25 protein-coding genes are annotated in these 23,432 nt (G+C 62.3%); 10 read left to right on the top strand and 15 right to left on the bottom strand.

What is annotated here, in order from left to right; all coding sequences use genetic code 11:
* Positions 1 to 41: 41 nt before the first annotated feature.
* Positions 42 to 326 (top strand): hypothetical protein, encoded by a 285-nt coding sequence (locus AB8A23_RS00225; RefSeq protein WP_068733430.1) that lies wholly within the window; start codon positions 42 to 44, stop codon positions 324 to 326.
* A gap of 38 nt (positions 327 to 364) precedes the next feature.
* Here the strand turns inward: AB8A23_RS00225 and AB8A23_RS00230 are convergent, their stop codons facing one another.
* Complete coding sequence (locus AB8A23_RS00230) at positions 365 to 883, bottom strand: DUF4112 domain-containing protein (protein WP_414716915.1); 519 nt, start codon at positions 881 to 883, stop codon at positions 365 to 367.
* 173 nt (positions 884 to 1,056) lie between these two features.
* Here AB8A23_RS00230 and AB8A23_RS00235 point away from each other — a divergent pair, with 173 nt between their 5' ends.
* Both AB8A23_RS00235 and AB8A23_RS00240 read left to right on the top strand, forming a co-directional pair.
* A complete protein-coding gene (locus tag AB8A23_RS00235; protein WP_439057232.1) occupies positions 1,057 to 1,362 on the top strand; it encodes a hypothetical protein in 306 nt (101 codons plus the stop codon).
* A 10-nt stretch (positions 1,363 to 1,372) separates the two neighbouring features.
* Complete coding sequence (locus tag AB8A23_RS00240; RefSeq protein WP_439057231.1) at positions 1,373 to 1,558, top strand: hypothetical protein; 186 nt, start codon at positions 1,373 to 1,375, stop codon at positions 1,556 to 1,558.
* Positions 1,559 to 1,563: 5 nt separating this feature from the next.
* Here the strand turns inward: AB8A23_RS00240 and AB8A23_RS00245 are convergent, their stop codons facing one another.
* Both AB8A23_RS00245 and AB8A23_RS00250 read right to left on the bottom strand, forming a co-directional pair.
* The gene (locus AB8A23_RS00245) at positions 1,564 to 2,793 is read right to left on the bottom strand and encodes a GGDEF domain-containing protein (RefSeq protein WP_439057230.1); all 1,230 of its coding nucleotides are present in this window, start codon (positions 2,791 to 2,793) and stop codon (positions 1,564 to 1,566) included.
* A 273-nt stretch (positions 2,794 to 3,066) separates the two neighbouring features.
* The gene (locus AB8A23_RS00250) at positions 3,067 to 3,894 is read right to left on the bottom strand and encodes a lytic murein transglycosylase (RefSeq protein WP_309947500.1); all 828 of its coding nucleotides are present in this window, start codon (positions 3,892 to 3,894) and stop codon (positions 3,067 to 3,069) included.
* Between the two features lie 829 nt (positions 3,895 to 4,723).
* Here AB8A23_RS00250 and AB8A23_RS00255 point away from each other — a divergent pair.
* Positions 4,724 to 4,960: a hypothetical protein gene (locus tag AB8A23_RS00255; protein ID WP_068733419.1), complete on the top strand. Its 237-nt coding sequence runs from the start codon at positions 4,724 to 4,726 to the stop codon at positions 4,958 to 4,960.
* Between the two features lie 243 nt (positions 4,961 to 5,203).
* Here the strand turns inward: AB8A23_RS00255 and AB8A23_RS00260 are convergent, their stop codons facing one another.
* Both AB8A23_RS00260 and AB8A23_RS00265 read right to left on the bottom strand, forming a co-directional pair.
* Entirely contained in the window at positions 5,204 to 6,409 is a 1,206-nt protein-coding gene (locus AB8A23_RS00260; protein ID WP_439057229.1) for an ImmA/IrrE family metallo-endopeptidase, read from the bottom strand.
* Positions 6,406 to 6,990 (bottom strand): hypothetical protein, encoded by a 585-nt coding sequence (locus AB8A23_RS00265; RefSeq protein WP_439057228.1) that lies wholly within the window; start codon positions 6,988 to 6,990, stop codon positions 6,406 to 6,408. The genes AB8A23_RS00260 and AB8A23_RS00265 overlap by 4 nt, the downstream gene beginning before the upstream one ends.
* Positions 6,991 to 7,139: 149 nt before the next feature.
* Here AB8A23_RS00265 and AB8A23_RS00270 point away from each other — a divergent pair, with 149 nt between their 5' ends.
* Complete coding sequence (locus AB8A23_RS00270; protein WP_439057227.1) at positions 7,140 to 7,418, top strand: hypothetical protein; 279 nt, start codon at positions 7,140 to 7,142, stop codon at positions 7,416 to 7,418.
* A gap of 70 nt (positions 7,419 to 7,488) precedes the next feature.
* Here the strand turns inward: AB8A23_RS00270 and AB8A23_RS00275 are convergent, their stop codons facing one another.
* From AB8A23_RS00275 to AB8A23_RS00290, 4 genes are all read right to left on the bottom strand, one after another.
* Positions 7,489 to 7,899, bottom strand: coding sequence for a DUF4345 domain-containing protein (locus tag AB8A23_RS00275; RefSeq protein ID WP_439057226.1), 411 nt, complete (start codon positions 7,897 to 7,899; stop codon positions 7,489 to 7,491).
* 385 nt (positions 7,900 to 8,284) lie between these two features.
* Positions 8,285 to 8,632 (bottom strand): hypothetical protein, encoded by a 348-nt coding sequence (locus tag AB8A23_RS00280; protein WP_089262085.1) that lies wholly within the window; start codon positions 8,630 to 8,632, stop codon positions 8,285 to 8,287.
* Entirely contained in the window at positions 8,629 to 9,564 is a 936-nt protein-coding gene (locus AB8A23_RS00285) for a non-homologous end joining protein Ku (protein WP_309947517.1), read from the bottom strand. Before AB8A23_RS00285 ends, AB8A23_RS00280 begins: the two co-directional genes overlap by 4 nt.
* A 199-nt stretch (positions 9,565 to 9,763) precedes the next feature.
* The gene (locus AB8A23_RS00290) at positions 9,764 to 10,708 is read right to left on the bottom strand and encodes an alpha/beta hydrolase family protein (protein ID WP_439057225.1); all 945 of its coding nucleotides are present in this window, start codon (positions 10,706 to 10,708) and stop codon (positions 9,764 to 9,766) included.
* Positions 10,709 to 10,828: 120 nt separating this feature from the next.
* Between AB8A23_RS00290 and AB8A23_RS00295 the strand changes: the two genes are divergently transcribed.
* Positions 10,829 to 11,653, top strand: a complete 825-nt coding sequence (locus tag AB8A23_RS00295) for a LytTR family transcriptional regulator DNA-binding domain-containing protein (protein WP_439057224.1) — start codon at positions 10,829 to 10,831, stop codon at positions 11,651 to 11,653.
* A 190-nt stretch (positions 11,654 to 11,843) separates the two neighbouring features.
* Here the strand turns inward: AB8A23_RS00295 and rpoD are convergent, their stop codons facing one another.
* Both rpoD and dnaG read right to left on the bottom strand, forming a co-directional pair.
* Entirely contained in the window at positions 11,844 to 13,973 is a 2,130-nt protein-coding gene (gene rpoD, locus AB8A23_RS00300; protein ID WP_089262093.1) for an RNA polymerase sigma factor RpoD, read from the bottom strand.
* Positions 13,974 to 14,253: 280 nt separating this feature from the next.
* On the bottom strand, positions 14,254 to 16,272 hold the full coding sequence (gene dnaG, locus AB8A23_RS00305; protein WP_439057223.1) for a DNA primase: 2,019 nt from the start codon (positions 16,270 to 16,272) through the stop codon (positions 14,254 to 14,256).
* A gap of 310 nt (positions 16,273 to 16,582) precedes the next feature.
* Here dnaG and AB8A23_RS00310 point away from each other — a divergent pair, with 310 nt between their 5' ends.
* Together AB8A23_RS00310 and AB8A23_RS00315 are read left to right on the top strand one after the other, a co-directional pair.
* Complete coding sequence (locus AB8A23_RS00310; RefSeq protein WP_439057222.1) at positions 16,583 to 17,140, top strand: chlorite dismutase family protein; 558 nt, start codon at positions 16,583 to 16,585, stop codon at positions 17,138 to 17,140.
* Positions 17,141 to 17,381: 241 nt separating this feature from the next.
* A complete protein-coding gene (locus AB8A23_RS00315) occupies positions 17,382 to 18,599 on the top strand; it encodes an MFS transporter (protein WP_439057221.1) in 1,218 nt (405 codons plus the stop codon).
* On the opposite strand, the gene AB8A23_RS00320 is transcribed toward AB8A23_RS00315, so the two are convergent.
* Both AB8A23_RS00320 and AB8A23_RS00325 read right to left on the bottom strand, forming a co-directional pair.
* Complete coding sequence (locus AB8A23_RS00320; RefSeq protein ID WP_439057220.1) at positions 18,596 to 18,991, bottom strand: gamma-glutamylcyclotransferase family protein; 396 nt, start codon at positions 18,989 to 18,991, stop codon at positions 18,596 to 18,598. The two genes, AB8A23_RS00315 and AB8A23_RS00320, sit on opposite strands and share 4 nt — an antisense overlap.
* A gap of 7 nt (positions 18,992 to 18,998) precedes the next feature.
* Complete coding sequence (locus AB8A23_RS00325) at positions 18,999 to 19,907, bottom strand: transglutaminase family protein (protein ID WP_093760029.1); 909 nt, start codon at positions 19,905 to 19,907, stop codon at positions 18,999 to 19,001.
* Between the two features lie 126 nt (positions 19,908 to 20,033).
* On the opposite strand from AB8A23_RS00325, the gene AB8A23_RS00330 reads away from it, so the two are divergent.
* Complete coding sequence (locus AB8A23_RS00330; protein WP_439057219.1) at positions 20,034 to 20,837, top strand: N-formylglutamate amidohydrolase; 804 nt, start codon at positions 20,034 to 20,036, stop codon at positions 20,835 to 20,837.
* Positions 20,838 to 20,885: 48 nt separating this feature from the next.
* Here the strand turns inward: AB8A23_RS00330 and AB8A23_RS00335 are convergent, their stop codons facing one another.
* The gene (locus AB8A23_RS00335; RefSeq protein WP_439057218.1) at positions 20,886 to 21,860 is read right to left on the bottom strand and encodes a DUF3592 domain-containing protein; all 975 of its coding nucleotides are present in this window, start codon (positions 21,858 to 21,860) and stop codon (positions 20,886 to 20,888) included.
* An 80-nt stretch (positions 21,861 to 21,940) separates the two neighbouring features.
* Positions 21,941 to 22,558, bottom strand: a complete 618-nt coding sequence (locus AB8A23_RS00340; protein ID WP_439057217.1) for a LysE family translocator — start codon at positions 22,556 to 22,558, stop codon at positions 21,941 to 21,943.
* Between the two features lie 217 nt (positions 22,559 to 22,775).
* Here AB8A23_RS00340 and AB8A23_RS00345 point away from each other — a divergent pair, with 217 nt between their 5' ends.
* Positions 22,776 to 23,297: an SRPBCC family protein gene (locus tag AB8A23_RS00345; protein WP_439057216.1), complete on the top strand. Its 522-nt coding sequence runs from the start codon at positions 22,776 to 22,778 to the stop codon at positions 23,295 to 23,297.
* Positions 23,298 to 23,432: the final 135 nt, after the last annotated feature.

Consider the following 23,432-nt stretch of genomic DNA (forward strand, 5'->3'; position numbering starts at 1 on the left):
GAAGCGTCGTTTCGTTGCGTATTCAGATGAGGTCCCCGACCATGGCAGCTTTCAGCTACAACACCGCAGCCGAACTCTTCCCCGCCGCGATCCGCAAGAAAAAACGTGCCGGTTTCGCCTATCGTCGTTTCGATACGGCCGCCGCCGCCGTCCAGTTCGCGATCGAGGAGCTACCGGCTGACTCGCTGAACGGCGCCTATCTGCAGGTCGAGGAAGCGCGTTTCGACCAGAGCGGCATTCGCTCGCTCTATGAGAGCCAGGACTTCCCGCTGGAGCGCCGCGTGCGCGCCGAAGAGCCTGCGACCGACGACGCCGACGCAGCTTGAGCTTCACGAATTGAGACGATCGCAGCCCGGACTCTGAACTAGAGTCTGGGCTGTTTTTCGAGCCACTTGCGCAGCATTCTGACGTTGCGGACATTGGCCCGGAACATCACGTCGAACGCATCGCCGATGAACGGCACGATGCCGACGGCGCCGTCCACCGCAACATTGCCCAGCATCCGCGCCGTGAGATGCCACGGCGCACCGAGCGCCCGCGCCTCGCGCACCACCCATAGCGAGATCGCCGTGGTGATGATGTCGCCCACGATCGGAATCAAGCCGATCAGACCATCGATGCCGTAGCGGATCTTGGTGCCCGGTACGATGAAGGCGACGTCGAGCAGTTTCGCCAGCGCATCCAGCCGCGCCAGCCGTTGCTCGCGCGTGAGATTGGCAAACGGATTGGCGCCCGCTCCGAAGTCGAACCGAAAGCCCTGCACATCCGGCCGAAGTTGCTCGGGCCGAACCTCAAAACCATCCTGATCGATGATCGGACCATGCGCGGACGCCGGCTTGCGCGGGCGGCCGGCGTCGTAAGTGGTTGATTGACCTGTGCTCATCATGGCCATGACATGGGGGACAGGCGCCAACTCTGCAAGCGGCATCGCGTCACGCCTCATCGGGCGATTCACCGCGATCTCCATATTTGCCGCGCAGAAATTCTCCAACCACCGGTTGAATTGCAAGGAGCCCGCTATATTCTGGCCCCGCCGGGAACGGGTGGGGATGAGCGATGCGACGACCCTTGGGTGACGTGTGCCTCGATATTGCAAGCTTCGCCCGGGAGCGGAAGCACGAATTTCTCTCCTACATCCTGCGGCTCGCGGCAGCAGAGGCCTACCAGACCACGGCCGAGGACGACGCGTTCGAGATGCCGATGCCGCGCCGGCTCGCCGCCCGTGAACTGATCGCCGGTTTCTGGGACTGGGACATCAGCAACGACCGCAACTATCTCGATGCCGGGGCGGCCCGCTTCTTCAATGTCGATCCCGAAACGGCCGCGCGTGGTCTGCCGAACCGCGGCAGTCCATCCCGATGACGTTGATCGGGTGCACGCGGCGGTCGCGGCCGCAATGCGATCAGGCGGCATCTTTGAGTGCGAGTGTCGGCTGATCAAGAACGACCGGATCAGCTGGGTTCTCGCGCGCGGCAGTTGCACGCTGGACGGACATGGCCGCCCCGTCCGCCTGCCCGGCGCGATCATCGACATCACCCACGACAAGACGATGAACTGAAGCGATCAGGCCAGCTTGCGGGCGCGGTCGATGGCTTCGTCCATGTTGAGAGCCGGCACCATCGACGGCGCTTCGAGATCGCATAGGGCGAAGCGGTTCTTGCCGTCGTTCTTGGCGGCATAGAGCGCCTGGTCCGCCGCCGCGATCAGTCGCTCCGGATACTGCCCGACCTGCGGGTGCCACTGCGCCACGCCGATGGATGCCGCAATCGGAATCTCGCCGGGCGCACAGCCTGCGGCGTCGATGCGGCACACATCGAGAATGCGGCGCGCGATGTTTGCCGCTTCATGTAGCGTCGTCGCCGGCAGGATGATGCTGAACTCGTCGCCGCCGGAACGCGCGAGCAGATCGCCGGGGCGGAGCTTGCTCTGGGTCATCAGCGTGAAGTGTCGCAGGCAATCGTCGCCGGCGGCATGGCCGTGGCCGTCATTGATTTCCTTGAAGCCGTCGAGATCGATCGCCAGCAGCGCGAACGGCTTTTGCGTGCGGCGCGCCAGCGCGCATTCCTCGGTGAGACGCTGCACCAGGTGACGACGATTGGCGACACCGGTGAGATCGTCGACCAGTGCGAGTTCGGCGACTTCGCCGCGCAGGCGGTCGATGGCCATCAGGAGGAATCCGAAATTCCACGACATCGCCAGGAACACCAGCACCAGCACCATCATGGCCTGGAGATTGTTGAAATCGGCAAAGGTCATATTGCCGCCGATATTCGCCAGTGCCGCGGCCGAGCGCACGGCATGCGCAGCAACGAGCGTGATGGCGAGCCAGCCGGCGAGACGGGCGCCGGCATTGCCGCCGCCATCCTTGCGCGACAACAACAGCGGCACAGTCATGACAACGGTGACCGACTGGCCGGCGGAATAGATCAGCACGCGCATCGTCATGTTGTCGTGCCACAGCGTGAACAGCAGCAGGCCGGCCAGGCTGGCGGCGATGATGACGGCTTGCGCGCGCCAGCCCGCCGGGCGGCCGTAAAACTGATTCATGCCGATGGCGGCGAGGCTGGTGGCCAGCAGCAGCAGGCCGTTGCCCAGCACGATGGCGATCAGCGGATCGACGCCGACGCCGCGCAGCACCGAGATGCTGTTGCCGAGCGCCGCGGCGAACGCGGCGGCTGTCCAGTAACGCGCGGCGTGCAGATTGGGATAGCTGGTGGCCACATAGGCCCAGACCACGCCGAGGGCCAAAAAGTTGACGGTGAACACCGTGAACAGCGTGCCGACGTTCAACATCGGCGGCACCCGCCACGTTGTGCGTCGCGCTTCTGCGCGCTGCTGTCGATCCCCGCCATCACTCTCACCACTCGTTCCCAGCAGGTGGTAAAATGCGTCGGCGACGCTTAACGGAATCTGACTCGCGGCAGATAATCCCCAGTGTGGTTTTGAAAGAGTGAAAGGGAATGAGTTAATCCGACTTTCACCATCGGGGTTCCCAGAGTTCGCCCGGCGGCCGCGCGGCTTAACAAAAGTTTAAAACCGCGCGCGCCCTCCCTATCGTGCCACGACCTATCGGCCGGCCGCGAGGCGATCGGCGAAATAGCCGATGGTCTTGCGGTAGATCGTGGCCCTGTTCCACTCGCGCATCGCCTCGAAATTCGCCGTGCCCTCGCCGTAGGGCTGGCCGCCTTTGAAGCCCGCGGTCTTCAAGAGGTTCGCGGTCGAGGCCAGCACGTCCGGCACCGAATGGCGGAGATCGACATGGCCGTTGCCGTCGAAATCGACGCCGTATTTGATGTAGCTCGACGGCAAAAATTGCGTCTGGCCGAGCTCGCCGGCATAGGCGCCGATCAGGTCGCGCTGCGGCAGGTCGCCGCGCTGCAGGATCTTCAGCGCCGCGATCAGCTCGCCCTGAAACAGCTCGGTGCGGCGGCAGTCATGCGCCATGGTGGAGAGCGTGCGGATCACCGGCATCTTGCCGATGTCGCCCTTGCCGAAATCCGACTCGAGGCCCCAGATCGCCACCACGATTTCAGGCGGCACGCCGAAGCGCTGCTCGATGCGCGACAGCAGCGAGGCGTGACGCTGCATCATCTGCAGGCCCATGGAGATGCGGCCCTGGCCGACGCGGGTCGAGACATATTGCTCGAAACTCTTGTTGAAGGTGCCGCGCTGGCGGCGATCGAACGACAGCACCGCGGGGTCCTGCGTCACGCCGGCAAAGGCCTGCGAGATCACGCCCTGCGACACGCCGGCGGCGGCCGCCTCCTGCGACATGGCCGCGATGAAACCCTGGAAGTCGCCGCCGCATTTGGCGGCCTGCGAGGATGTGGCCGTCAGCGCAACCGAGACGAAGGACACAGCGGCAATGGCAATGGCGGTGATACGATTGGTCATGAAAAACCTGTTGGGTTGGCGATACCGGAGTGTGGCATGACCGGTGTGTCCGAACAACGGCGCGCCTTGTCCTCGTCATTCCGGGGCGCGCGCGACGCCGAAGGCGGCAAGCGTGAACCCGGAATGACGTGCGTGGGATCTTCAGACATGCGTCATCACCCCTGTTGTTTGCGGCGCGGGGGCGCCCTCGTCTGTCGCATTCCCACCCTCCTGAGAGAGGGCGTGCGGAACGCCAGGTGCCCGTTGCACCCGTGGGCCTGATGCGAATGCGGTCTTCCGCAATTGTGAGTGCATCAGGACTTTCGGAGGCGCCGAGCCAGTGCCCGACGTTCCGCATACGGTGTTTTTTCGGTTGCTTGCACATCTGCCATGGCGAACGGTCCCATCACCAAAATTAATGTCCCAGGGCGGAGGGACAGGGTAGCCTCAAGCGAGTAAGCCGAACGCGTTTTGACTTGGTCGTCCGTCACGCTGTCCAGGGAGTCTTTCCATCCCAAGATCGGCCGTCTCCTTGCCAGTGGCAGTGCTGGCGCAGATCCGTCCTGCCCGAAGACAGACGTTCCCCCATGAACCGCGTGACGCCGCATCTCCGGCGTCCACCGCATCCCACCCCGCGAACGTGACGATCGCGATCGCCCCTCTCGGTGGGGCAGGACGGAGGGGATAATAATCCTTATTCCTGAAACGTCAAGAACAAACCATGAACTTTTGGTCGCCGGCCGGGCGGCGCGCCCCGCCGGTAACCACTGCCCGCTTTTGCCCACAGATGCATGCACGCTTTGCGCGCTAAGGCTTTGACTTCGCCTGCGCCATCCCCCACTTAACCGCCATGGCCAAAAAACCCGGTACCAATCCCAAAGGCGAATTCGCCTTCTTCAACGTCTTCTATGAAGACGGCTCGCAGCGCTCCAACCGCCGCGTGCCCTCCGAATTGCTTGGGGGACTCGACGGCGACGAGCCGGCCAAAGCCGCCATCGCCGAGCAGGACCGCGAGATCGCCGAAAAGTCCGGCCGTCCGGCGCTGGAGATCAAGAGCGTCGAGCGCGTGGGCGCGAAGAAGAAGTAGCGCCTCTCCTCTTTCCCCTCGGTATCCTCCCAGTGTCATTCCGGGCGCGCCATCTGGGACCGAGCTCGGAATCTCGACTTTAGAGTCTCCGAGCTTGAGCCAATCCAGAATTCCGGACACATGCCATTCTGGAGAGCGGCCTCCCGGAATAACATCAAAAAGAAATTTGGGCTTGGCATGCAAATATAGCCAAGCTTTAAGCATGGCTAGTATGGCACATGCATGCCTAGCTAGTCACACGCATCACGAATGTGACTGATCCTCAAGAAATTTATGAGGATTCTTGAACGCAAGTAATACTAGCACCTCGTCATTCCCCACACGAAAAGACTCCTCGGTCACCTCATATCTAGATGCGTCACGCCTGCTAAACCACGCCGACGCGCTAACAGATTTAGTCGGCATAGCATTAGGAGCCTTGCCATAAATCATAGTGAAGGCCGAACTTTCCGGACTGAGATCATTATTTGGAAACCAATCGTCTGCAACGACTTTAGAGCGGGCAAACCACTTCCTGCCATTCGGCGCGTGGCAAACCAAAAACATGGGAAGCGCGCTTGTTTCTACTAAGCGAATAGTCGCCGCAGTTTGACTGGTATTAAATGATCTGGACAGCTTGCATGCAGCACTCATACTTGGGCGCCCAAAACTCTCCGCCATAGGGACGAATAAATAACTAGGCATCAGCAACTCGGAAGCAAAACGATCTGCCGCCCGTTCAACGCTTGAGGTTTCCAAACTTGGCCGCTCAATATCGCTCCCCTGACAGAGGAGTATGCGCCGCCTATGATAAATCCAATGTCCAAGTTCGTGGCAAATAGAGAACCTCTGCCTCTGCCGAGATGATGCTTTGTTTACTGTGATGACAGCAGCATTGTCTGTTCCAATAATTCTAGCCTCACATCCTTGGAGCGCCTCATAGCGAACTTCCGCCCCTAGATGCCAAGCGATAGCCTCCACATCTATTTCCGCAGGGTCTGTGACGCCAAGCACCCTCAAAATATGCTCTGCTTTCGGCGAACTTCCAAAATTGTAAGATTCCCCAGAATGACCGCAGCTCTGCAAGTGACACAGGTCCGACAAGGCGCTGATCATGTCCGTTTCTGCAGAACCTCTCCCCTTACGAGCAGCCATAGTTAACCGGGACCGGCCGTCCTCAGACGACAGAAATTCATCAAGCAGTCTCTTCGCATTCTTGGCATCGACCTCGTTCACAACAGGACGCGCCTTATAATCAAGGACAGCAGAACGAGCATGCGACAACTTATCTTTGGCTACGCTGGTTATGGCAGCATGAATCTCGGACCGAATATCCGCCAGCACCGCATCTATTTCACCAACATCTTCGATGAATTCAGAAACGATATCATCATCGCAAGTCGCCTGGAGATCTTGGAAAAGGTCATCCACCAACGAGAGAAAGATTTCGTCTTTTCTATTCCTGCTCATCGCTTCCATCCCTTCGGGAAAGCCTTGTCAATTCGGCGGCGAACAAGACGACGTTTCGTAGCAAAGTCGACTTCACTTAGACCAACAAACTCGCGCAATTCCCGACCTTCCATGCCTTCAATCATGCCCTCGACCAAAGTTTGAGCGACAAGATCATCTTCGAAAAGAGAAAATAGCACCCTCCTGATTTCCTCCGGCCCTTCTTGCTGTAAGAGTTCATCTTCAGGACTAAGGCGATAGTCTCGTCCTTCAAGGACGGTCACTCCTTCGGACCCCTGCTTGGGAACTGCTGAGATTTCTTGCGAACGACAAAGCGCTTTGCGGTCTGCTGACGCTATGCTGCGCATTGCGCCGTATAGAAAAATCACAACATTCAATCGCCGAGGACATTTGCGGCTTCCCGCGACTGCTCTCTTGATCGCTTCTTGGCGAAGATCTTGAGGTGAGCGAGATCCACCAAAACTCAGGTATTGTGATGCCTTCGCAATTCTCAGCAACTCTGCGTCGGATAGATTCGTGATGATCTCGGTGATCTCGACTACCGAGTACGCGTCATCCGTCAAAAGACTAGTTGTCGCCATGCAAGCATCCTTTGACACTCTATGCGCCGCCAAACAGTGCCCTCAGACAGCCTTTCAATATTTTTTTAGTTTGTCTGAAAAGACCCCAATCTGTCGCCTTCGGGGGTATCCGGCAACAATGATGCTGCCGGCGCACCGAGGGATATAAAATGATCTACGCAATCAACTACGATCTGAAAATGCCGGGCCGTGACTACTCAGGACTCTACGAAGCTATCAAGTCGAGCGGAAGCAGTTGGTGGCACTATCTTGGCTCCACTTGGTTGGTGGACACGACGCGCAACGCGAGCGGCATCTGGAACCATCTCCAGCCCCATGTCGACAAGAACGACTATATGTTGATTATCGGTGTCACCAATGACAATTCCGGTTGGTTGCCGAAGGAAGCCTGGGATTGGATCAACAGCCGCATCAAGAAGGCGGCTTAGTTACCAATACAAAGTAATCGGCCGTCAGATCAGTAAATCGACGGCCGTTTTCTTGCCAACACTTACACGCTCACCCCGCCCCGCCCGCCATCTGCCTGTTCGTCATCACCTGCGCCGCGATGATGATCCACGGGAGCACCAGCTCCGGCACCAGATAGGTGATCCACAAAGCATGCGGTTCGGGCAGGCCAACCTTCGCGATCGACAGCACGCGGCCGAGGCCGCCGACGAACACCGTCGCCGCCATCAGGACAACCAGCGTGTTGTGCTCGCGAATGGTCGATGCCGCCCACAGGCCCATGACGCCCGACATCAGATAGATGCCGCCCATGAAGCGATGCACGTTGTCGAGCCGCGGCGCGGTCTCGGGCTGGCCGAGATACATCTGCAGCGAGCCGCCGAAGCTGGCGATGGCGCCCACCAGAAACAGGCAGACCTGGGCAACGCGCTGACTGAGCAGCATCGGGGCGAGCGACGTCATGGCAATGTCCTCGGATGAAAATGTGCTTCAAGACAATTGATCGGGCAATGCGTGACGCTAGCGCGGGACGCGGCACAATCAAAGGGTGTGGCGGAATTATCAACGTGGGCTGCGTCGTGTGCGGCGCCCCTCTCCCGCTCCCGCGCACAGCGAGCTGTGCCAGGCGGGATGCGGACATTCTCCCGGTTCGAGACGGTGCGACCCGAAAGGTGGCGATTGCGGCTGCGCTGGTGACGGCCCCTCACCCGACCGGCACCGCCGGTCGACCTCTCCCCGCATGGCGGGGAGAGGTTAAGAGCGCGCACGATAAACAAGGCGGACCTTGCGGTCCCGCCTTGTTTATTCGGTCATCCCTTCGTCGCGGAGAAGTATCTCAGGCCCCTTGTCACGCCAGCCTGAGCGTGAGCTGCTGCTCGCGGCCGGCGTGGCGCTGGACGAAGTCGTCGAGCGACGAGGTGACGTCCTCGTAATTGCGGTCGGCGCGGCGGCGGATCTCGCGGGCGACGTCTTCCGACACGTCGTCGGCCCAGCGCTCGGCCGTGTTGAAGGCGATCACGCGCTGCGGATCGTTGTACTGGCCGGACATCAGGTCGGCGATGACGGTTTCGAGATCGGTCGCCGCGACATCGGCCTCGCGCCAGGCGCAGCCGGCGCGGTCGAAACAATCCAGCACGAGATAGACGGTCTGCTCGCCGGCATCCGGCACCAGCGACGGGGTCCAGGCGCGCGTCATCCCGCCCTCCTGCCCTTGGTCACCCCTTTGGCCACCGGCCGCACCGCCTTCTTCGCCGGCGCGGGCTCTTTCTTGCCGGTGATCGGCAGCAGCATTTCCTTCTGGCCGGTGGCGCGCTTCGGCGGCTTCTTCGCCTTCGGCTTCGGCGCGGCGCCGCCGCCCTTGAGACTCTGCTGCAGGGCGGTCATCAGGTCGACCACATTGGTGCCGGGCCGCGCCTTGCCATGCGGCTTGAGGGCGACACCGCTGCGCTTCTGGTTGACGAGATCGACCAGCGCGGACTCGTAGCGATCCTCGAATTTGCCGGGCTCGAATTCGGCGGCCTTCTGCTCCACGATATGCCGCGCCAGATCGAGCATGTCCTTGGTAACCTTGACGTCCTGGATGTCGTCGAAATACTCCGCCTCGCTGCGCACCTCATAGGGATAGCGCAGCAGCGTGCCCATCAGCCCGTTCTTCAGCGGCTCCAGCGCGATGATGTGCTCGCGATTGGTGAGCACGAGCCGGCCGATGGCCACCTTGCCCATGTCGCGGATGGTCTCGCGGATCACCGCATAGGCGTCATGGCCGATCTTGCCGTCGGGCACGAGGTAGTAAGGACGGATGGCGTAGCGCGGGTCGATATCGGCCTTCGGCACGAATTCGTCGATCTCGATGGTCCGGGTGGAGTCGAGGGCGATGTTGTCGAGTTCGTCTTTCGACACCTCGACATAGGTATCGGTATCGACCTTGAAGCCCTTCATGATGTCGTCCGCCGCCACCTCCTCGCCGGTATCCGCATCGACCTTCAGATATTTGATGCGATGGCCGGTGTTGCGGTTGATCTGGTTGAAGCTGATCTTCTCGGAATCCGACGTGGCGGGAAACAGCGCGACCGGACAGCTCACGAGGGACAGGCGCAAAAAGCCCTTCCAATTGGCACGCGGGGCCATGACAATACTCCAACTCACACGACGCGACACAATCCCGACTCAAGCGGGACCCGCCTGATTTGTTCCCGGTGCCGGAACCAGTTCGGCAGGCCGACCTTTGCAATCGACAGCACGCGGCCGAGGTCGCCGACGCGCACCGCAGGTGCGCGCGCCCATCTCGATGACGAGAGCTGTCGGGCTGACCAAATCCAGGCCGCGACTACAGCGCCCGTGTAAAGAACGCGACGATGTCGCGATCGAAGCGCTCATGAAATGCAGCGCGGTCGAACCCCGGCCTGCTGGTGCAGATCGCCGGCACGCGTGTTGCCAGTTGCGCGGAGCATGGCGTCAAGAAATCGTAGTGCCCGGCATTCGCCACGACATGCGCCTCGGGCGACGTCGGCAAAGCGAGGCGGACGGCCTCCGCATAATAGGGATGTGGCAGGACCTGGTCGTCCTCGGCCCGCCAAAGCTGGACCGGCTGACGGACCGCCGCCAGGCCCTTGCGACCGAAGGCAAAACCAAGGGCGGGCGCCGCGGAGACAACCGCCTTGATGCGCGGATCGTGGGCCCAGACGATATCGGCATCCAGCGGAAGCGGGTGCCGTTCGACGATCTGGCAATCTTCAAAAGCGGGATGCGCCCTGCAGTGATCCCCGAGAGTCCGCAGGTCCGGCTCGCCACCGGCCACCGCGAGCACCGTGAATCCGCCGGCCGAGAAGCCGAACGCGCCGACGCGCGTCGCATCGATACGCCCATGGTCACCCCATGCGTCCAGCATATAATCCGTGACCAGCTTGAATTGGCGCGGCCGTTCCCAGATCGCGGTGGGGTTGCCCGGGTCGCGCCAGCTATCGCCGTTATGCGTGAGGGCGGCGACGACGAAACCTGCATTGGCCAGAGCCATGGCGGTGTCGAGATGGGATATGACCACCAGCGGCAGGCGGTCGCCCGCGAGTGCCGCATCGCGGGCAACCATCTGTTGATCGGACTCAAGCGCCTGCAGCTTCGGCGCAGCGCCGGTGGGATACCAAACGCCGACCTCGATGGGTGGCCCTTGTGGATCGCTGATGCTGAAATGCTGGAAGCCGACCGCGGCGTCGGCCTGGCTGGCGGCGGCGATAGCAATGAATGCGACGAAAACCTGTGCGATGATGCTGCGCATGGAACCTCCTGCGGATTGGGATGACACCCGAGTTCTGCAAAGGGCGACGCCCTGCGCCAGCCGTTGTTCGCCAATGGGCGAACGGGTTCGCCGGTGGGCGGACCGCTGCGATGAGACGTCATGAGCAACGCTTGGCAACGTGATTTTCTGCGGGATTGGGCCGTCGACCTGGCGATCGCGACCGTCTGCGCCATCTTCCTCGGCCTGATCGGACCATTCGGCAGCTATCTGAATGGACCGGCATGGCAGCGCGTGGCGTTTCAGCTTGCCTGCTTCTGGCCGGGAGTCCTGCTGTATGGCTCCCTGATCCGCGTGGTGCTGCGATTCCAGTTGAGGCCGTGGATGACGTGGACGGCGATCGTCCTCGGCGCCGCCATCCTGACCGTCCCATTTCAGATCTGGACCGCGTGGATCGGCGTATCGATATGGCCGTTCCTGAGAAGGCTGGGCCCGCTCGACTGGTATGTGCAAGGACTGATCACCGCCCTTCCCGTCGTGCTCGGCTTCACCCTGTTGCTTCAGGCGCGACGACACAAGCGGCACCAGGCCAAGGAAGCCGACGACGCGCCGCCAACGGCTTTCGGCCTGCTCGGTGCGCCGCCCTTCGCGGTGCTTTGCCTGCAGATGGAAGATCACTATGTCCGCGTCCACCATATCGCCGGCCACTCCCGGTTGGTGCTGGCAACGTTCAATCAGGCCATGACGGCTCTCGGCACCGCTGACGGCCTGCAGGTGCACCGGTCATGGTGGGTCGCGCGAAAGGCCGTTGTGCGCGTCGTGACCGAGGGCCGCAATCTGCGCCTGCAACTCGTCAACGGGATCACCGCCCCTGTCTCGCGCTCGGCCGTGGCCATGGTGCGCGAGGCCGGCTGGCTCACGACAGAGACCGCGCCGGACAACCGCGGCGTCGAACCAGCGCGCGCAGGGCCGATTGGCGACACGTAATCCGCCATCCGCTCCGCAGCGGGTGAAGGACACGCGCGACACAAAGCCTCTTGACGAAAAGAACAGATCATGAACATATTTATAGCCACATACCTCGGCAACGAGCGCGTGAGAGCGCGGCACGCCCACACGAAAATGCCCGGCGCGAGGCCGGGCATCATCAGAAGGATCGAGTGATCGACAGCGACCGTTAGTTATCCAGGAACGACCGCAGCTTGCGCGACCGCGACGGGTGCTTGAGCTTGCGCAGCGCCTTGGCTTCGATCTGGCGGATACGCTCACGAGTCACCGAGAACTGCTGGCCGACTTCTTCCAGCGTGTGGTCGGTGTTCATGCCGATGCCGAAGCGCATGCGCAGCACGCGCTCTTCGCGAGGCGTCAGCGAGGCCAAAACGCGCGTGGTGGTTTCGCGCAGGTTGGACTGGATCGCCGCATCGATCGGCAGGATCGCGTTCTTGTCCTCGATGAAATCGCCGAGATGCGAGTCTTCCTCGTCACCCACGGGGGTTTCGAGCGACAGCGGCTCCTTGGCGATCTTGAGAACTTTTCGAACTTTCTCCAGCGGCATGCCCAGCTTCTCAGCCAGTTCCTCAGGAGTAGGCTCGCGGCCGATCTCGTTGAGCATCTGGCGGCTGGTGCGCACGATCTTGTTGATCGTCTCGATCATGTGCACGGGAATGCGGATGGTGCGGGCCTGGTCGGCGATCGAACGCGTGATCGCCTGCCGGATCCACCAGGTCGCATAGGTCGAGAACTTGTAGCCGCGGCGATATTCGAATTTATCGACGGCCTTCATCAGGCCGATATTGCCTTCCTGGATCAGATCCAGGAATTGCAGGCCGCGGTTGGTATACTTCTTGGCGATCGAGATCACGAGACGGAGGTTGGCTTCCACCATCTCCTTCTTGGCCTGGCGGGCTTCGCGCTCGCCCTTCTGCACGCCGTGCACGATCTTGCGGAATTCGCCGATCTCAAGACCCGTGAGGGCCGCGAGCTGCTGGATTTCGCCGCGCAGTTCCTTGATGCGGTCCTTCTCGATGGCGACGAAGTTCTTCCAGCCCTTGGCCGAGAGTTTCGAGACGCGGTTGAGCCAGCGCGGATCGAGCTCCGAGCCCTGATAGTTGCGCAGGAAGTCCTCGCGCGCGACGCCGTGGCTGTCGCCGAGGCGCAGCAGGCGGCCTTCGAACGACACGAGACGCTTGTTGATGTCGTAGAGCTGCTCGACGAGTGAATCGATACGCGCCTGGTTGAGGCGCAGCGACTTCACCTCGACGATGATCTCGTCCTTGAGCTTCTTGTACTTGCGCTCCTGCGACGGCGACAGCGAGGGGCCCTGCGAGGCGCTCTCGAGCTGGTTCGCGATGTCCTGTTCCTGCAGCTTGCGCAGCTTCTTGTAGCTGTCGGCGATCTTGTCGAAGGTCTCGACCACCTTCGGCTTCAGCTCGGCCTCGATGGCGGCGAGCGACATCTGGTTCTCGAACTCGTCATCGTCCATGTCGCCGTCGGCAGCGCCTTCCGACGTGCTTTCGCCGGCAGGGGCCGCAGCAGGCGCCGAACGCGGCGGCGCGGGACGGAACGGCGTGGCGGACGGCGGGGCCGCAGGCGGCGCGGCAACGGCTTCGGCGCCCTCGGCCACTGCTTCGCCATCGCCCGTGGGCGGAGCGATCAGCGCCGGGTTCATGTTGTTCTTGGCGTCGGGGCCAGCGTAAGTCGCTTCGAGATCGATGATGTCGCGAAGGAAGATCTTTCCTTCGTTGAGTTCATCGCGCCAGATGATGATGGCCTGGAAGGTCAGCGGACTTTCGCAGAGGCCTGCGATCATTGCCTCGCGGCCAGCCTCGATGCGCTTCGCAATGGCGATTTCGCCTTCGCGCGACAGCAGCTCGACGGTGCCCATCTCGCGCAGATACATGCGGACGGGATCGTCGGTGCGCTCGCCGGGCTCCGACTTCTTGACTTCGGTGACGGCCTTCTGCGTGACTTCGACCAGTTCGTTGTCGGTATCGTCGTCCTCGTCCTTGCTCTCTTCCTCGCCGTCGCTGTCTTCGTTTTCGGAAACGTTGATGCCCATGTCGGAGAGCATCGACATGATGTCTTCGATCTGTTCAGGAGAGGTGGTATCGGACGGCAAGACATCGTTGAGCTGATCGAAGGTCACGAAGCCGCGCTTCTTGGCCTGCTTGATCATCTTCTTGACGGCAGCGTCGGACAGGTCGAGCAAAGGTGACGGCGCGTCTGCGGAGTCCTTCTCCGGCGTGTCAGCTGCCTTGTCGTCTTTTTCCTTGTCCTTGGTCTGCAGCGTCTTTGCCTTGGTGGCCATTCAATGCTCCTGAAACGCGCTCACGCCGGGGGCGTCACCGCCCCGCTATCAATCCAGGGGGCGCACGCGCCCCGATCCAATCATCGTCACCACTTGACGCACAAAGGGCGGCGCATATCCATCGCCACCCCCGACGTCGTCTTCGCGGTTTTCACTACTTAAGCCCAGACCCTTAACGTGGAGAGCCTTAAGCCCGGATTAACCCTGTTTTTGCAGCCAAACCATGGGTTTGGCGAGTCTTTTCGCGGTTTGCCCGGGCACCATCCGCAGCAAAGTTGCTTCACGAACTGCGCTGGAACCGCCCCGAGGATTCTCCGAACCCCTCGATCAGCGCCTCGATCCCGTCGACCTCAGCCAACCGGGCCTTCACATCGCGCAACCAGCCGTAGTTCGTTTCGCTCGCTTCTGCGCCCAGAGCAAGCTCCGCGTCTTTAAGCTCCCTAAGTAATGAGTGCCACTGGCGATGCAAGGCAACGAGCTGCGTCCAGGTGGAAAGAACATCCTCGCGGGCCGCACCAGGCCGCGCCGCCCACACCGCCTGAGTGGTAACTGCCTGCTCAACATGCTGTAATTGCTCAGAATATCCGGCTTTAACCAGATCTGAACGCATTTGTTCACTTTGCTCGGCCTCATCGCCGTGATGATGCTCATGGGCAAAGGCCGCGATGATCCCGGCACGCAGCCGGTGCATCTCGGGATGGGCGAGTTCCAGTGCCGCCACCTCCTCCAGCCGGTCATGCAGCAGCCAGGGATGGTTGATCAGCGACTGCACGATCAGCGCCTCGCGCCTCGAAATGGCGCTGCGCTGGCCGCGCATGATCGACGACGTCGCAAGCTGTGGACTGACCACCTGATAGGGCCCGCGCTGGATGGTTTGCGGCCCGGCATTGGCCCCGCCCCGCCCACCGCCACTGATTCGCCCCGCCGGACCGGGGGTAAACGGACGCGGACTGCGCGCAAAACCGCCGCCTCCGCCGCCCTGCTGGAAGCCACCGCGGCCGCCGTTGTTACCGCCGTAGTTTTTTGGGCCGGTGCCGAAGGCGCGCTGCAGCCGCTCGGTCATGTCCTGGCGGTAGTATTTCTTCACGACATCGTCGCGGATGCCGTTCGACAATTCGTTGATGCGCGCCTCCAGCGCCGCGCGGCGCTCCGGCGTCGCAAACGTGCCGCCGGCGATCTCGCGTGCCCAGATCAGATCCGACAGCGTGCCCGCCGCCGCCATCACGTCCTCGATCGCCGCGCGGCCGCCGGAGCGCGCGAGGTCGTCGGGGTCCTGCCCTTCGGGCAGCAATGCAAAGCGCAGGCTCTTGCCGGGCTTGAGATGCGGAAGCGCCAGCTCCGCCGCGCGCCATGCCGCCTTCTGCCCGGCCTTGTCGCCGTCGAAACACAGGATCGGCTCGTCGGCCATCTTCCAGAGCAGTTGCAACTGGTTCTCGGTCAGCGCCGTGCCGAGCGGCGCAACGGCGCCGGGGAAGCCGACGCCGACCATGGCGATGACGTCGACATAGCCTTCGACCACCACCAAAGGCGCACCATCATGCGCGGCCTTTCGCGCCATCGGCAGGTTGTAGAGATTGTCGCCCTTGTGAAACAGCGGCGTTTCCGGCGAGTTCAGATATTTCGCCGGCGCATCCTTCTTCAGCGCGCGGCCGCCAAAGGCGATGATGCGTCCGCGCACATCGGAAATCGGAAACATCACGCGATCGCGAAAGCGATCATAGGGCACCGGGATGTCCTCGCCGCCGATCAGCAATCCGGCCTCGACCATGTCGGGCACCGGCACGCCGGCGGCGCCGAGATATTCCTTCAGCGCGAAACGATCTTCGGATGCAAAGCCCATGCGGAACTGCAGCTGCACCGCGGGCGTGATACCTCGATCGGCGAGATAGCCGCGCGCACGGGCGCCCTCGCGCCCCACCAGCGTCTCTGCAAAAAATTTCGCGGCGAGATCCATGACGTCATACAGCGTCTTGCGACGCTGCTCGTGGCGCGCGGCATCCGGCGTCGCCGCCGGCAGCGCGACGCCTGCCATTTGCGCCAGCCGCTCGACTGCCTCAACGAAGCTGGCGCCGTCGGTCTCCATCACGAAATTGATGATGTCGCCATGCTTGCCCGACGAGAAGTCGTGGTAAAATCCCTTCTCGTCATTGACGAAAAACGACGGCGACTTCTCCTGCTGGAACGGCGACAGCCCTTTCCACTCCCGCCCCGCCTTCTTCAACTTGACGCGCTTGCTCACGACTTCCGAAACCGGAAGCCGGGCGCGCAGATCGTCGAGGAATTGGGGCGTGAAGCGCATGGGGTGTACTGCATATAGGGCGCGCGGCGGCAAAGGCCAGAAATCGCAGCCCGCTGCCGGGTTTCGTCCCATTATACACAGGACGGCCGGGACTTAGTGGCAATCACTGTCATTCCGGGATGCGCGGAGGCCGGCAAAGCCGGTCGGAGCGCAGACCCGGAATCCCGACATGTTCATCATCTCTATCCACCGGGAGGTGATGAACATGACGAGATTCCGGGTTCGCTCACAGCTGGCGCTGCGCGACGCCGGAATGACGAGTTTGTGTCAATTTGCTTGAACTCGCACCGGTTCCACGATCACATATCCCATGTTCACGACATTCCGCGGCGGAAATACCGGTGCATGGCAGGTGATCTCGATCTCGCCCGTCAAGGGCGAGACGCTGAAACCCGTTGCGGCGCTGTCCATCACCCATGCCGATGCCATCTCACTGCCGCTGCTGCCGTCGCAGACGTCGTGGCGCCTCGCCGGCGTCGCCAGCCACGTCCGCTATGTCGAGCGGACCGAGAAGATCGCACTGGTTGCGGCACAGGCCGGCCTTGGCCGACCCGAGGCAACCCATGGCGCGCTGATCCCGATCAGGAAGAACGCGGCGTGGTGGGACATGACCCAGAACGAGCGCCGCCGCATCTTCGAGGACAAATCCCGCCACATCGCCGACAGCCTGAAATACCTGCCCGCCATCGCGCGTCAGCTCTACCACTCCCGCGATCTCGGCGAGCCGTTCGATTTCCTCACCTGGTTCGAATATGCGCCGGAGCACGCGCAGGAATTCGAGGATCTCGTCGGCGGCCTGCGCGAGACGGAAGAATGGAGCTATGTCGAGCGCGAGGTCGATGTGCGGGTGGTGAAGGCGGTGGTGTAAACGCGCCCCACTCGTCATTCCGGGATGAACGTCGGTCGGCAAAGCCGGCCAAAGTTCAGACCCGGAATCCCGACATGTTCTGAACATTTCGGGATTCCGGGTTCGCGCAAAAGCGCGCCCCGGAATGACGAGGCTAGACCGGAACGGCAACCTGCATGGCTCCCATTCAAGACGCCGCACTTCTGGCATGGCATCACATGCGCCATATCTCTCCCACCGCCCCGCCCGCCCGAAAGCCTCCATGTCCTCATCGTCCGAACATCCCGCCCGCGACTCCGGTCCCGGCGGCTGGCTGATTTTTTCCTTTGCCGTCGCCTGCGGCGTCACCGTCGCCAATATCTATTACGCGCAGCCGCTGGTGGGGCCGATCAGCGAGAGCTTCGGGCTCGACCTGTCGTCCGCCGGCATCATGCTGACCATGGTGATGTTCGGCTACGTGCTGGGCCTGCTGTTCCTGGTGCCGCTCGGCGATCTCGTCGAGAACAAGCGGCTGATCCTGATCACGCTGGGCAGCCTGATCGTGAGCCTGCTGATCGCCGCAGCCGCCCCCACTGCAGCGATCTTCATCGCCTCGACCTTGCTGCTCGGTATCGCCGCCGTGGGCACGCAGATGATCCTGCCGGTGGTGGCGCATCTGGCGCCGGAGCAACGGCGCGGGCAGATCGTCGGCACCGTGATGAGCGGGCTGCTGTTCGGCATCCTGCTGTCGCGGCCGCTGGCCACCATGGTGGCCGGCTCGTTCGGCTGGCGCGCCGTGTTCGTGATGTCCGCGGTGCTGATGTGCGGCGTATTCGCACTGATGGTGATCGCGCTGCCGCGCCGGCAACCGAAGCATGAGCTGACCTATGCGACGCTGATCCACTCGCTGTGGGACCTGATGCTGACCACGCGCGTGCTGCAGCAGCGCTCGGCCTATCAATGTCTGCTCTATGGGTCCTTCAGCCTGTTCTGGACGGCGATGCCGCTGGTGCTGGACCAGCCGCCATTTTCGTTCGGCCATATCGCCATGTCGGCCTTCCTGCTGTCGGGCGCTGGCGGCGCGCTGGTGGCGCCGCTTGCGGGACGCCTCGCCGATCGCGGCCGCGGCGATCTCGTGACCGTCACTGCGATGCTGCTGGTGCTGGTGAGTTTCGTGCTGACCTGGATCGGCGGCCATACCGGCGGCGCGACTGCCGTGACGCTGTTCGTGATCGCAGGCATCCTGATCGACGCCGGCACACAGGGCAATGTCGTCGCCGGGCAGCGCGCCATCTATGCGCTCGCCGGCAACATCCGCAGCCGGCTCAACGCGCTGTTTCTCGCTTGCGCCTTCTTCGGCGGCGCGATCGGTTCGGGCTTCAGTGGATTTGCCGTGGCATCAGGCGGCACGTCGATGATCGCACTGATCGGCATCGGTGCATCGCTGATTGCGCTGGCACTGTTCGGGCTGGAAGTCGCCAGCAGACGCAAGGTGAGCTAGGGCGCGAGGAAACGCCCGGACATGATGCGCTTCGTTTCATCGACCGGCTTGTTGTAGATATAGGTCCAGGCTTCGCTCACGCTGCCATCGGCGAGCGTCACAGCGATCCGCTCACGCAGATACAGATTCGGCTGCGGATGGCCGGGCCCCACGCTCTCATAGTCGTCGAGCGCGCCCATCAGCTCATTCGGCTTGCGCAGCCGGAACAGCTCGCCGAACACGATGTCCCCGGCATCGTCGGAATGCAGCAGGCCGGGATAATGCGCGACCATGTACAGCCTGCCGCGGCAGGAGGCTTCGCCGAGAAAATCGGCGCCGGACGAGAGCAGCTTCGACATCGGATGATCGAAACCGCGCATCAATGTGCCATAGACGAAGACGCGATCGGGCATGCGGCGGCTAGACTTTCTCGGCCAGTGCAGCGGCGACATCGTCGCCCGCGGACACCACATTGATACTCACATCCATGCCGAGAAACGCATCGGCCGAGCCCATATAGGTGCCGTGCAGTGGCACCGCCTGACGCGGATCGCGCGCCACGGCGACGCGAATGAGATCCTTGCTGCCGATGATGCCATTGGTCGGATCGAATTCGATCCAGCCTGCGGCCGGCAGATAGACCTGCACCCAGGCATGGGTCGAGCCGCCGCCCACATAATTGTGCTCGCGATCGCCATGGATGAACAGATAGCCCGACACGAAACGTGCGGCGATGCCGAGCCGGCGCAGCGCCTCGATCATGAATAGCGCAAAATCGCGGCAGGTGCCGGATTTGGTCTGCAGCGTATCGAGCGGATGCTGGGTGCCGTGTTCATAGCGCTTGCGATAGGCGAACTGCTTGCGGATGCCGAGCGTCATGCCGGTCAGAATATTGACGGTGGGCGTGCGGCCCTGCGGGTCGAGAAATCCGCGCGCCCATGTGGCGAGTTCACCATCGGGATCGCCATATTGCGGCCGGATGAATTCCTGCAGATCGGGCAGTTCTTCGCCGTCATACAGGAACGGATAGAAATAGGCCTTGTCATCGGCAGTCAGCGCGAACTCGTCCGACGGCAGATGTTCGATAGTCGCGGTGGAGACGAAGGTGAGCTTTCGCGCGTGCTCGTCGAAGGTGGCGATCGCCACTGAATTGCCGAACACGTCGTGGATCCAGCGCAGCGACAGCGGCTCCGGCGTGATCTCGAGCTTGCCGTTGAGCATGCGCAGATCATGGCCATCGCGCGGCCGCAGCATGATCCGGTGTTCGCCGAACGCGACGGGATGCGCGTAGCGATATTCGGTCTTGTGATGAATCGTGAGCAGGGGCATCAATGGTTCGTTCATGCGTGATTTGTCCCGTGTAATTTATACGGAAGCCTGCAGAATCACAGGCCGGGATGCCGCATCGTTAGGCAATATCGGGAAAAAGCCTTGGACAGAATTTTGGACAGAGCCTTGGATAGCAATCAGGACACATCCCTACGTCTCGGCTCCCAGGAGGTTCCGCCCGTTCTGGAACTCAATACCGCCGGAAACTCCCCTTTTCTCCTGACCTGCGATCACTACGGCCGGCTGATTCCCGAGATGCTCGGCGAGCTCGGCCTGCCCGAGAGCGAGCTCGTCCGCCACATCGCCTGGGATGTCGGCATCGCCGGCGTCGCCGAGCAGATGGCTCGGGCGCTCGATGCGCATCTCGTGGCGCAGCGCTATTCGCGGCTGGTGATCGACTGCAACCGCCCGCCGGACGCCGTAAGCGCGATTCCGCTGATCAGCGAGGCGACCACCGTGCCCGGCAATGACGGTCTCACGTCCGATGCGAAGGCGCGCCGGCGCGAGCTGATCTTCGATCCGTATCACCGGCGCATCGACGAGGTGATCGATGCAAGGCTGGCAAAGGGCCAGCCGACAGTGCTGGTGTCGCTGCACAGTTTCACGCCTGTCTATGCCGGCATTCCCCGCCCCTGGCATATCGGCACACTCTATCAGCACGACAGCAAACTGCCGCCATTGCTGCTGCATCATCTGCGCGCCGAAGCCGATCTGGTAGTGGGCGACAACGAGCCCTACGCGGTCTCCGATGCCACTGACTACACGATCCCCGTGCATGGTGAGAAACGCGGGCTGATGAATACAGGCATCGAGATCCGGCAGGATCTGATCACCGATGTCAGCGGCCAGACCGAATGGGCGGAGCGGCTCACGCGCATCTTCAGCGAGATCGAGGCGACGCTGATCACGCCGCGCGCGTCGCATCTGTAGCCTTTGATGCCGGCGTAGCTGCCAATGCGCCTGCGCGGCGTGAGGTGCCTAGCCGTGCGTCCCGATGAAATAGGCCACCACCATAAATCCCGCCGCGACCGCCCATAGGAAATAGGCCGCGCGACCACCGGGGCTCAGCGTCGAGTCCGACGGATTGTCCGGATTGACGAAGACCTTCACCGCGTCACCGTTCTTGTAGTCCATCCCGAACAGCCGCAACTGCCATGGCGGCGGGTTCGGGTTGCTCGTGCTCAAGCTGCCGGCGGATCCGATATAGGCGACATGCTTGAAGCGATAGTTGTATTGCACGTTCCGGGTCTGCATCACCGGCCCACTGCGACCGGTGTCGCTGTCCCGACTCACATAGGTCTCGGGCGCGCCCAGTTTGACGGTGCCGGGCACCACCGGCCACTTCTTGGCCAGAGATCCCTGCCGGTGTAGCGCCAGGCCGAACAAAGCAACGAGGAAGCCGAACCCGCAGAGCGCCGTCACAATCGGCGATCGTTTCGGATCGGCAAGATGGTCTGCAATGAATTCGTTGATGCGGACGCCGCCAAAGATGCCGCCGACCACAATCGCCAGCACGATAACTGCAGCGATGCCAAGGCAGCCGCCGATCCCCTTCGGCATCTCGCGATCGAGCACGGCGTCGCGTGGGTGCCGCGGGTTGTAATAGACCATCACCGCGGTGCCGACCGGATAGCGCGCGATTGTCTCGGCGACTTCGAAATTGCCACGGTCCTCGCCGATACTGACGCGGTTGTTGGTGAGCTTCTGTCCGCTAACGGTGTATTCGTAGACGATATTCGCAAAATTGCGTTTTTCGGTACGCTTGCGCTCCTCGCGCGTGTCGTCGAGCACCTTGACGTCTCGCACTTCGGAGGTCGAAACGATCACCTTGCCGAAGGTGGACGGCCAGTCGCTGGCAGCGCGGACCTGCAGATATTTAGTGCCGGCAGCGATCAGGATCAGGCCGAACGGCGCCAGCAGCATGGCATAAACGAACCAGGGAATGTCGGGCACGGCGAAACCTCATGGCACGGCGCGGCGCGCCCCGAGGTTTGACGTGGCCATGCAGAGAAAGGTTCAGCGCGACAAAAGATTCAGCGGGCTCGTGTCAGTGCCAGCCAGACCCCGCCGCCGATCATGAAGCCGCCGGAGATGCGCGACAGCAACCACGTCCGCCGCGCCGAGAAGAATTGTCGTGCGCGGCCCGCGGCCACCGCGTAGACGATATCGGTGAGCGCGGCCGTCACCATGAAGGTCGCACCGAGAATTCCGACCTGCAGGATGTGGTTCTTCTCCATGTCGACGAATTGCGGAATGAAGGCGCCGAAGAACACGAGCACTTTCGGGTTGCTGAGCAGCACCATCATGCCCTGCAGGAAGAAGCCGCCACGCGGCGGCGCCGGCGGTGTATCCGCGTCGATGCCCTCGACCGGCGCGCGGACCATCTTGATGCCGAGCCACACCAGATAGGCGGCACCGGCAAAGCGCACCCAGTCGAACCAATAGCCCATGGTGGCCATCAGCGTAGCAAGCCCAAGCGCAACGATGCCGATCACCACGGCAAGCCCCGCTTGCGTGCCGGCAATGCTGATCATCGCCGCGCGCGTGCCGTAGCGCAGGCCGTTGGCGATCACCAAAGTGACGTTCGGGCCAGGGAGCAGCGCCAGCGCGATGCAGGCAGCGACAAAGGCGAGATAGACTTGCAGGGACATCGGCACGCTCCTATTCCGATTTTATCTACGTCATGGCCGGGCTTGTCCCGGCCATCCACGCCTTCACTGCAGGCTAAGACGTGGATGCCCGGCACAAGGCCGGGCATGACGACGGTGTGTTGTCTTAACACTAGCACTCGTATTGCTCGCAGCAAAACACACTTGCCCGGCAGGGCGCCATCTGGTTGCCTGTCACTGCACGCATGGAGCAACGGCCATGATCGATATCAACAGGTTCCGGCCCGCGATCGTCTACACGATCTATATCGCCGCCACGCCCGAAAAAGTCTGGCAGGCGCTGACCTCGGCGGAGTTCAGCCGGCAGTATTTCTCCGGCTTCGCGGTGCAGCTTGAGGGAAACGTCGGCGGCGCGTTCAAGGTGCTCGCGCCGGATGGATCGCTGCATGTTTCGGGCGAGGTGATCGAGCACGACCCGCCGCGCAAGCTCACTATCACCTGGGACGTCAACTGGCCCGGACTTGTCGAAGCGCTGGGCTCGACACTCGTCACCTATGATCTCGCGCCATCGGGCGAGACGGTGAAGCTGACGATGACGCAGGCGCATGATCGCGTGTTGAGCGACGATATTCTCTCCGGCGGACGCGCAGGCTGGCCGGCGATCCTTTCGAGCCTGAAGAGTTTGCTGGAAACGGGCAAGGTCCCCACGATCCAGATGGAGCCGCCGCTGAGGCTGCTGGCGGCGTTGAAGGAGATGGGGATCAAGGTGCCGGGGATGTGAGGCAAGGCGATAGCCGTGCGCTCCCTCTCCCCGCACCCGTGCGAAGCGAAGCTTCGCTAGGCGGGGGAGAGGGGTGGGGTGAGGGGCAAGGGCACGTCGACGGCCCGGAGCTTATCTCTCGAGTCGGCCGATCCG

This window comes from Tardiphaga sp. 619_E2_N8_4, from assembly GCF_051810905.1.
GTDB classification, from domain to species: domain Bacteria; phylum Pseudomonadota; class Alphaproteobacteria; order Rhizobiales; family Xanthobacteraceae; genus Tardiphaga; species Tardiphaga robiniae.

What these genes read in the sequence shown, in the direction of transcription:
- AB8A23_RS00285 (WP_309947517.1), bottom strand. Translation starts at nt 9,564, where the DNA reads ATGGCCCCGCGTGCCAATTGGAAGGGCTTTTTGCGCCTGTCCCTCGTG.
- AB8A23_RS00245 (WP_439057230.1), bottom strand. Translation starts at nt 2,793, where the DNA reads ATGTTGAACGTCGGCACGCTGTTCACGGTGTTCACCGTCAACTTTTTG.
- AB8A23_RS00275 (WP_439057226.1), bottom strand. Translation starts at nt 7,899, where the DNA reads ATGACGTCGCTCGCCCCGATGCTGCTCAGTCAGCGCGTTGCCCAGGTC.
- AB8A23_RS00320 (WP_439057220.1), bottom strand. Translation starts at nt 18,991, where the DNA reads ATGCCCGATCGCGTCTTCGTCTATGGCACATTGATGCGCGGTTTCGAT.
- rpoD (WP_089262093.1), bottom strand. Translation starts at nt 13,973, where the DNA reads ATGGCCACCAAGGCAAAGACGCTGCAGACCAAGGACAAGGAAAAAGAC.
- AB8A23_RS00250 (WP_309947500.1), bottom strand. Translation starts at nt 3,894, where the DNA reads ATGACCAATCGTATCACCGCCATTGCCATTGCCGCTGTGTCCTTCGTC.
- AB8A23_RS00280 (WP_089262085.1), bottom strand. Translation starts at nt 8,632, where the DNA reads ATGACGCGCGCCTGGACCCCGTCGCTGGTGCCGGATGCCGGCGAGCAG.
- AB8A23_RS00255 (WP_068733419.1), top strand. Translation starts at nt 4,724, where the DNA reads ATGGCCAAAAAACCCGGTACCAATCCCAAAGGCGAATTCGCCTTCTTC.
- AB8A23_RS00290 (WP_439057225.1), bottom strand. Translation starts at nt 10,708, where the DNA reads ATGCGCAGCATCATCGCACAGGTTTTCGTCGCATTCATTGCTATCGCC.
- AB8A23_RS00315 (WP_439057221.1), top strand. Translation starts at nt 17,382, where the DNA reads ATGTCCTCATCGTCCGAACATCCCGCCCGCGACTCCGGTCCCGGCGGC.
- AB8A23_RS00265 (WP_439057228.1), bottom strand. Translation starts at nt 6,990, where the DNA reads ATGGCGACAACTAGTCTTTTGACGGATGACGCGTACTCGGTAGTCGAG.
- AB8A23_RS00235 (WP_439057232.1), top strand. Translation starts at nt 1,057, where the DNA reads ATGCGACGACCCTTGGGTGACGTGTGCCTCGATATTGCAAGCTTCGCC.
- AB8A23_RS00310 (WP_439057222.1), top strand. Translation starts at nt 16,583, where the DNA reads ATGTTCACGACATTCCGCGGCGGAAATACCGGTGCATGGCAGGTGATC.
- AB8A23_RS00345 (WP_439057216.1), top strand. Translation starts at nt 22,776, where the DNA reads ATGATCGATATCAACAGGTTCCGGCCCGCGATCGTCTACACGATCTAT.
- AB8A23_RS00260 (WP_439057229.1), bottom strand. Translation starts at nt 6,409, where the DNA reads ATGAGCAGGAATAGAAAAGACGAAATCTTTCTCTCGTTGGTGGATGAC.
- AB8A23_RS00295 (WP_439057224.1), top strand. Translation starts at nt 10,829, where the DNA reads ATGAGCAACGCTTGGCAACGTGATTTTCTGCGGGATTGGGCCGTCGAC.
- AB8A23_RS00325 (WP_093760029.1), bottom strand. Translation starts at nt 19,907, where the DNA reads ATGCCCCTGCTCACGATTCATCACAAGACCGAATATCGCTACGCGCAT.
- dnaG (WP_439057223.1), bottom strand. Translation starts at nt 16,272, where the DNA reads ATGCGCTTCACGCCCCAATTCCTCGACGATCTGCGCGCCCGGCTTCCG.
- AB8A23_RS00225 (WP_068733430.1), top strand. Translation starts at nt 42, where the DNA reads ATGGCAGCTTTCAGCTACAACACCGCAGCCGAACTCTTCCCCGCCGCG.
- AB8A23_RS00270 (WP_439057227.1), top strand. Translation starts at nt 7,140, where the DNA reads ATGATCTACGCAATCAACTACGATCTGAAAATGCCGGGCCGTGACTAC.
- AB8A23_RS00340 (WP_439057217.1), bottom strand. Translation starts at nt 22,558, where the DNA reads ATGTCCCTGCAAGTCTATCTCGCCTTTGTCGCTGCCTGCATCGCGCTG.
- AB8A23_RS00230 (WP_414716915.1), bottom strand. Translation starts at nt 883, where the DNA reads ATGAGCACAGGTCAATCAACCACTTACGACGCCGGCCGCCCGCGCAAG.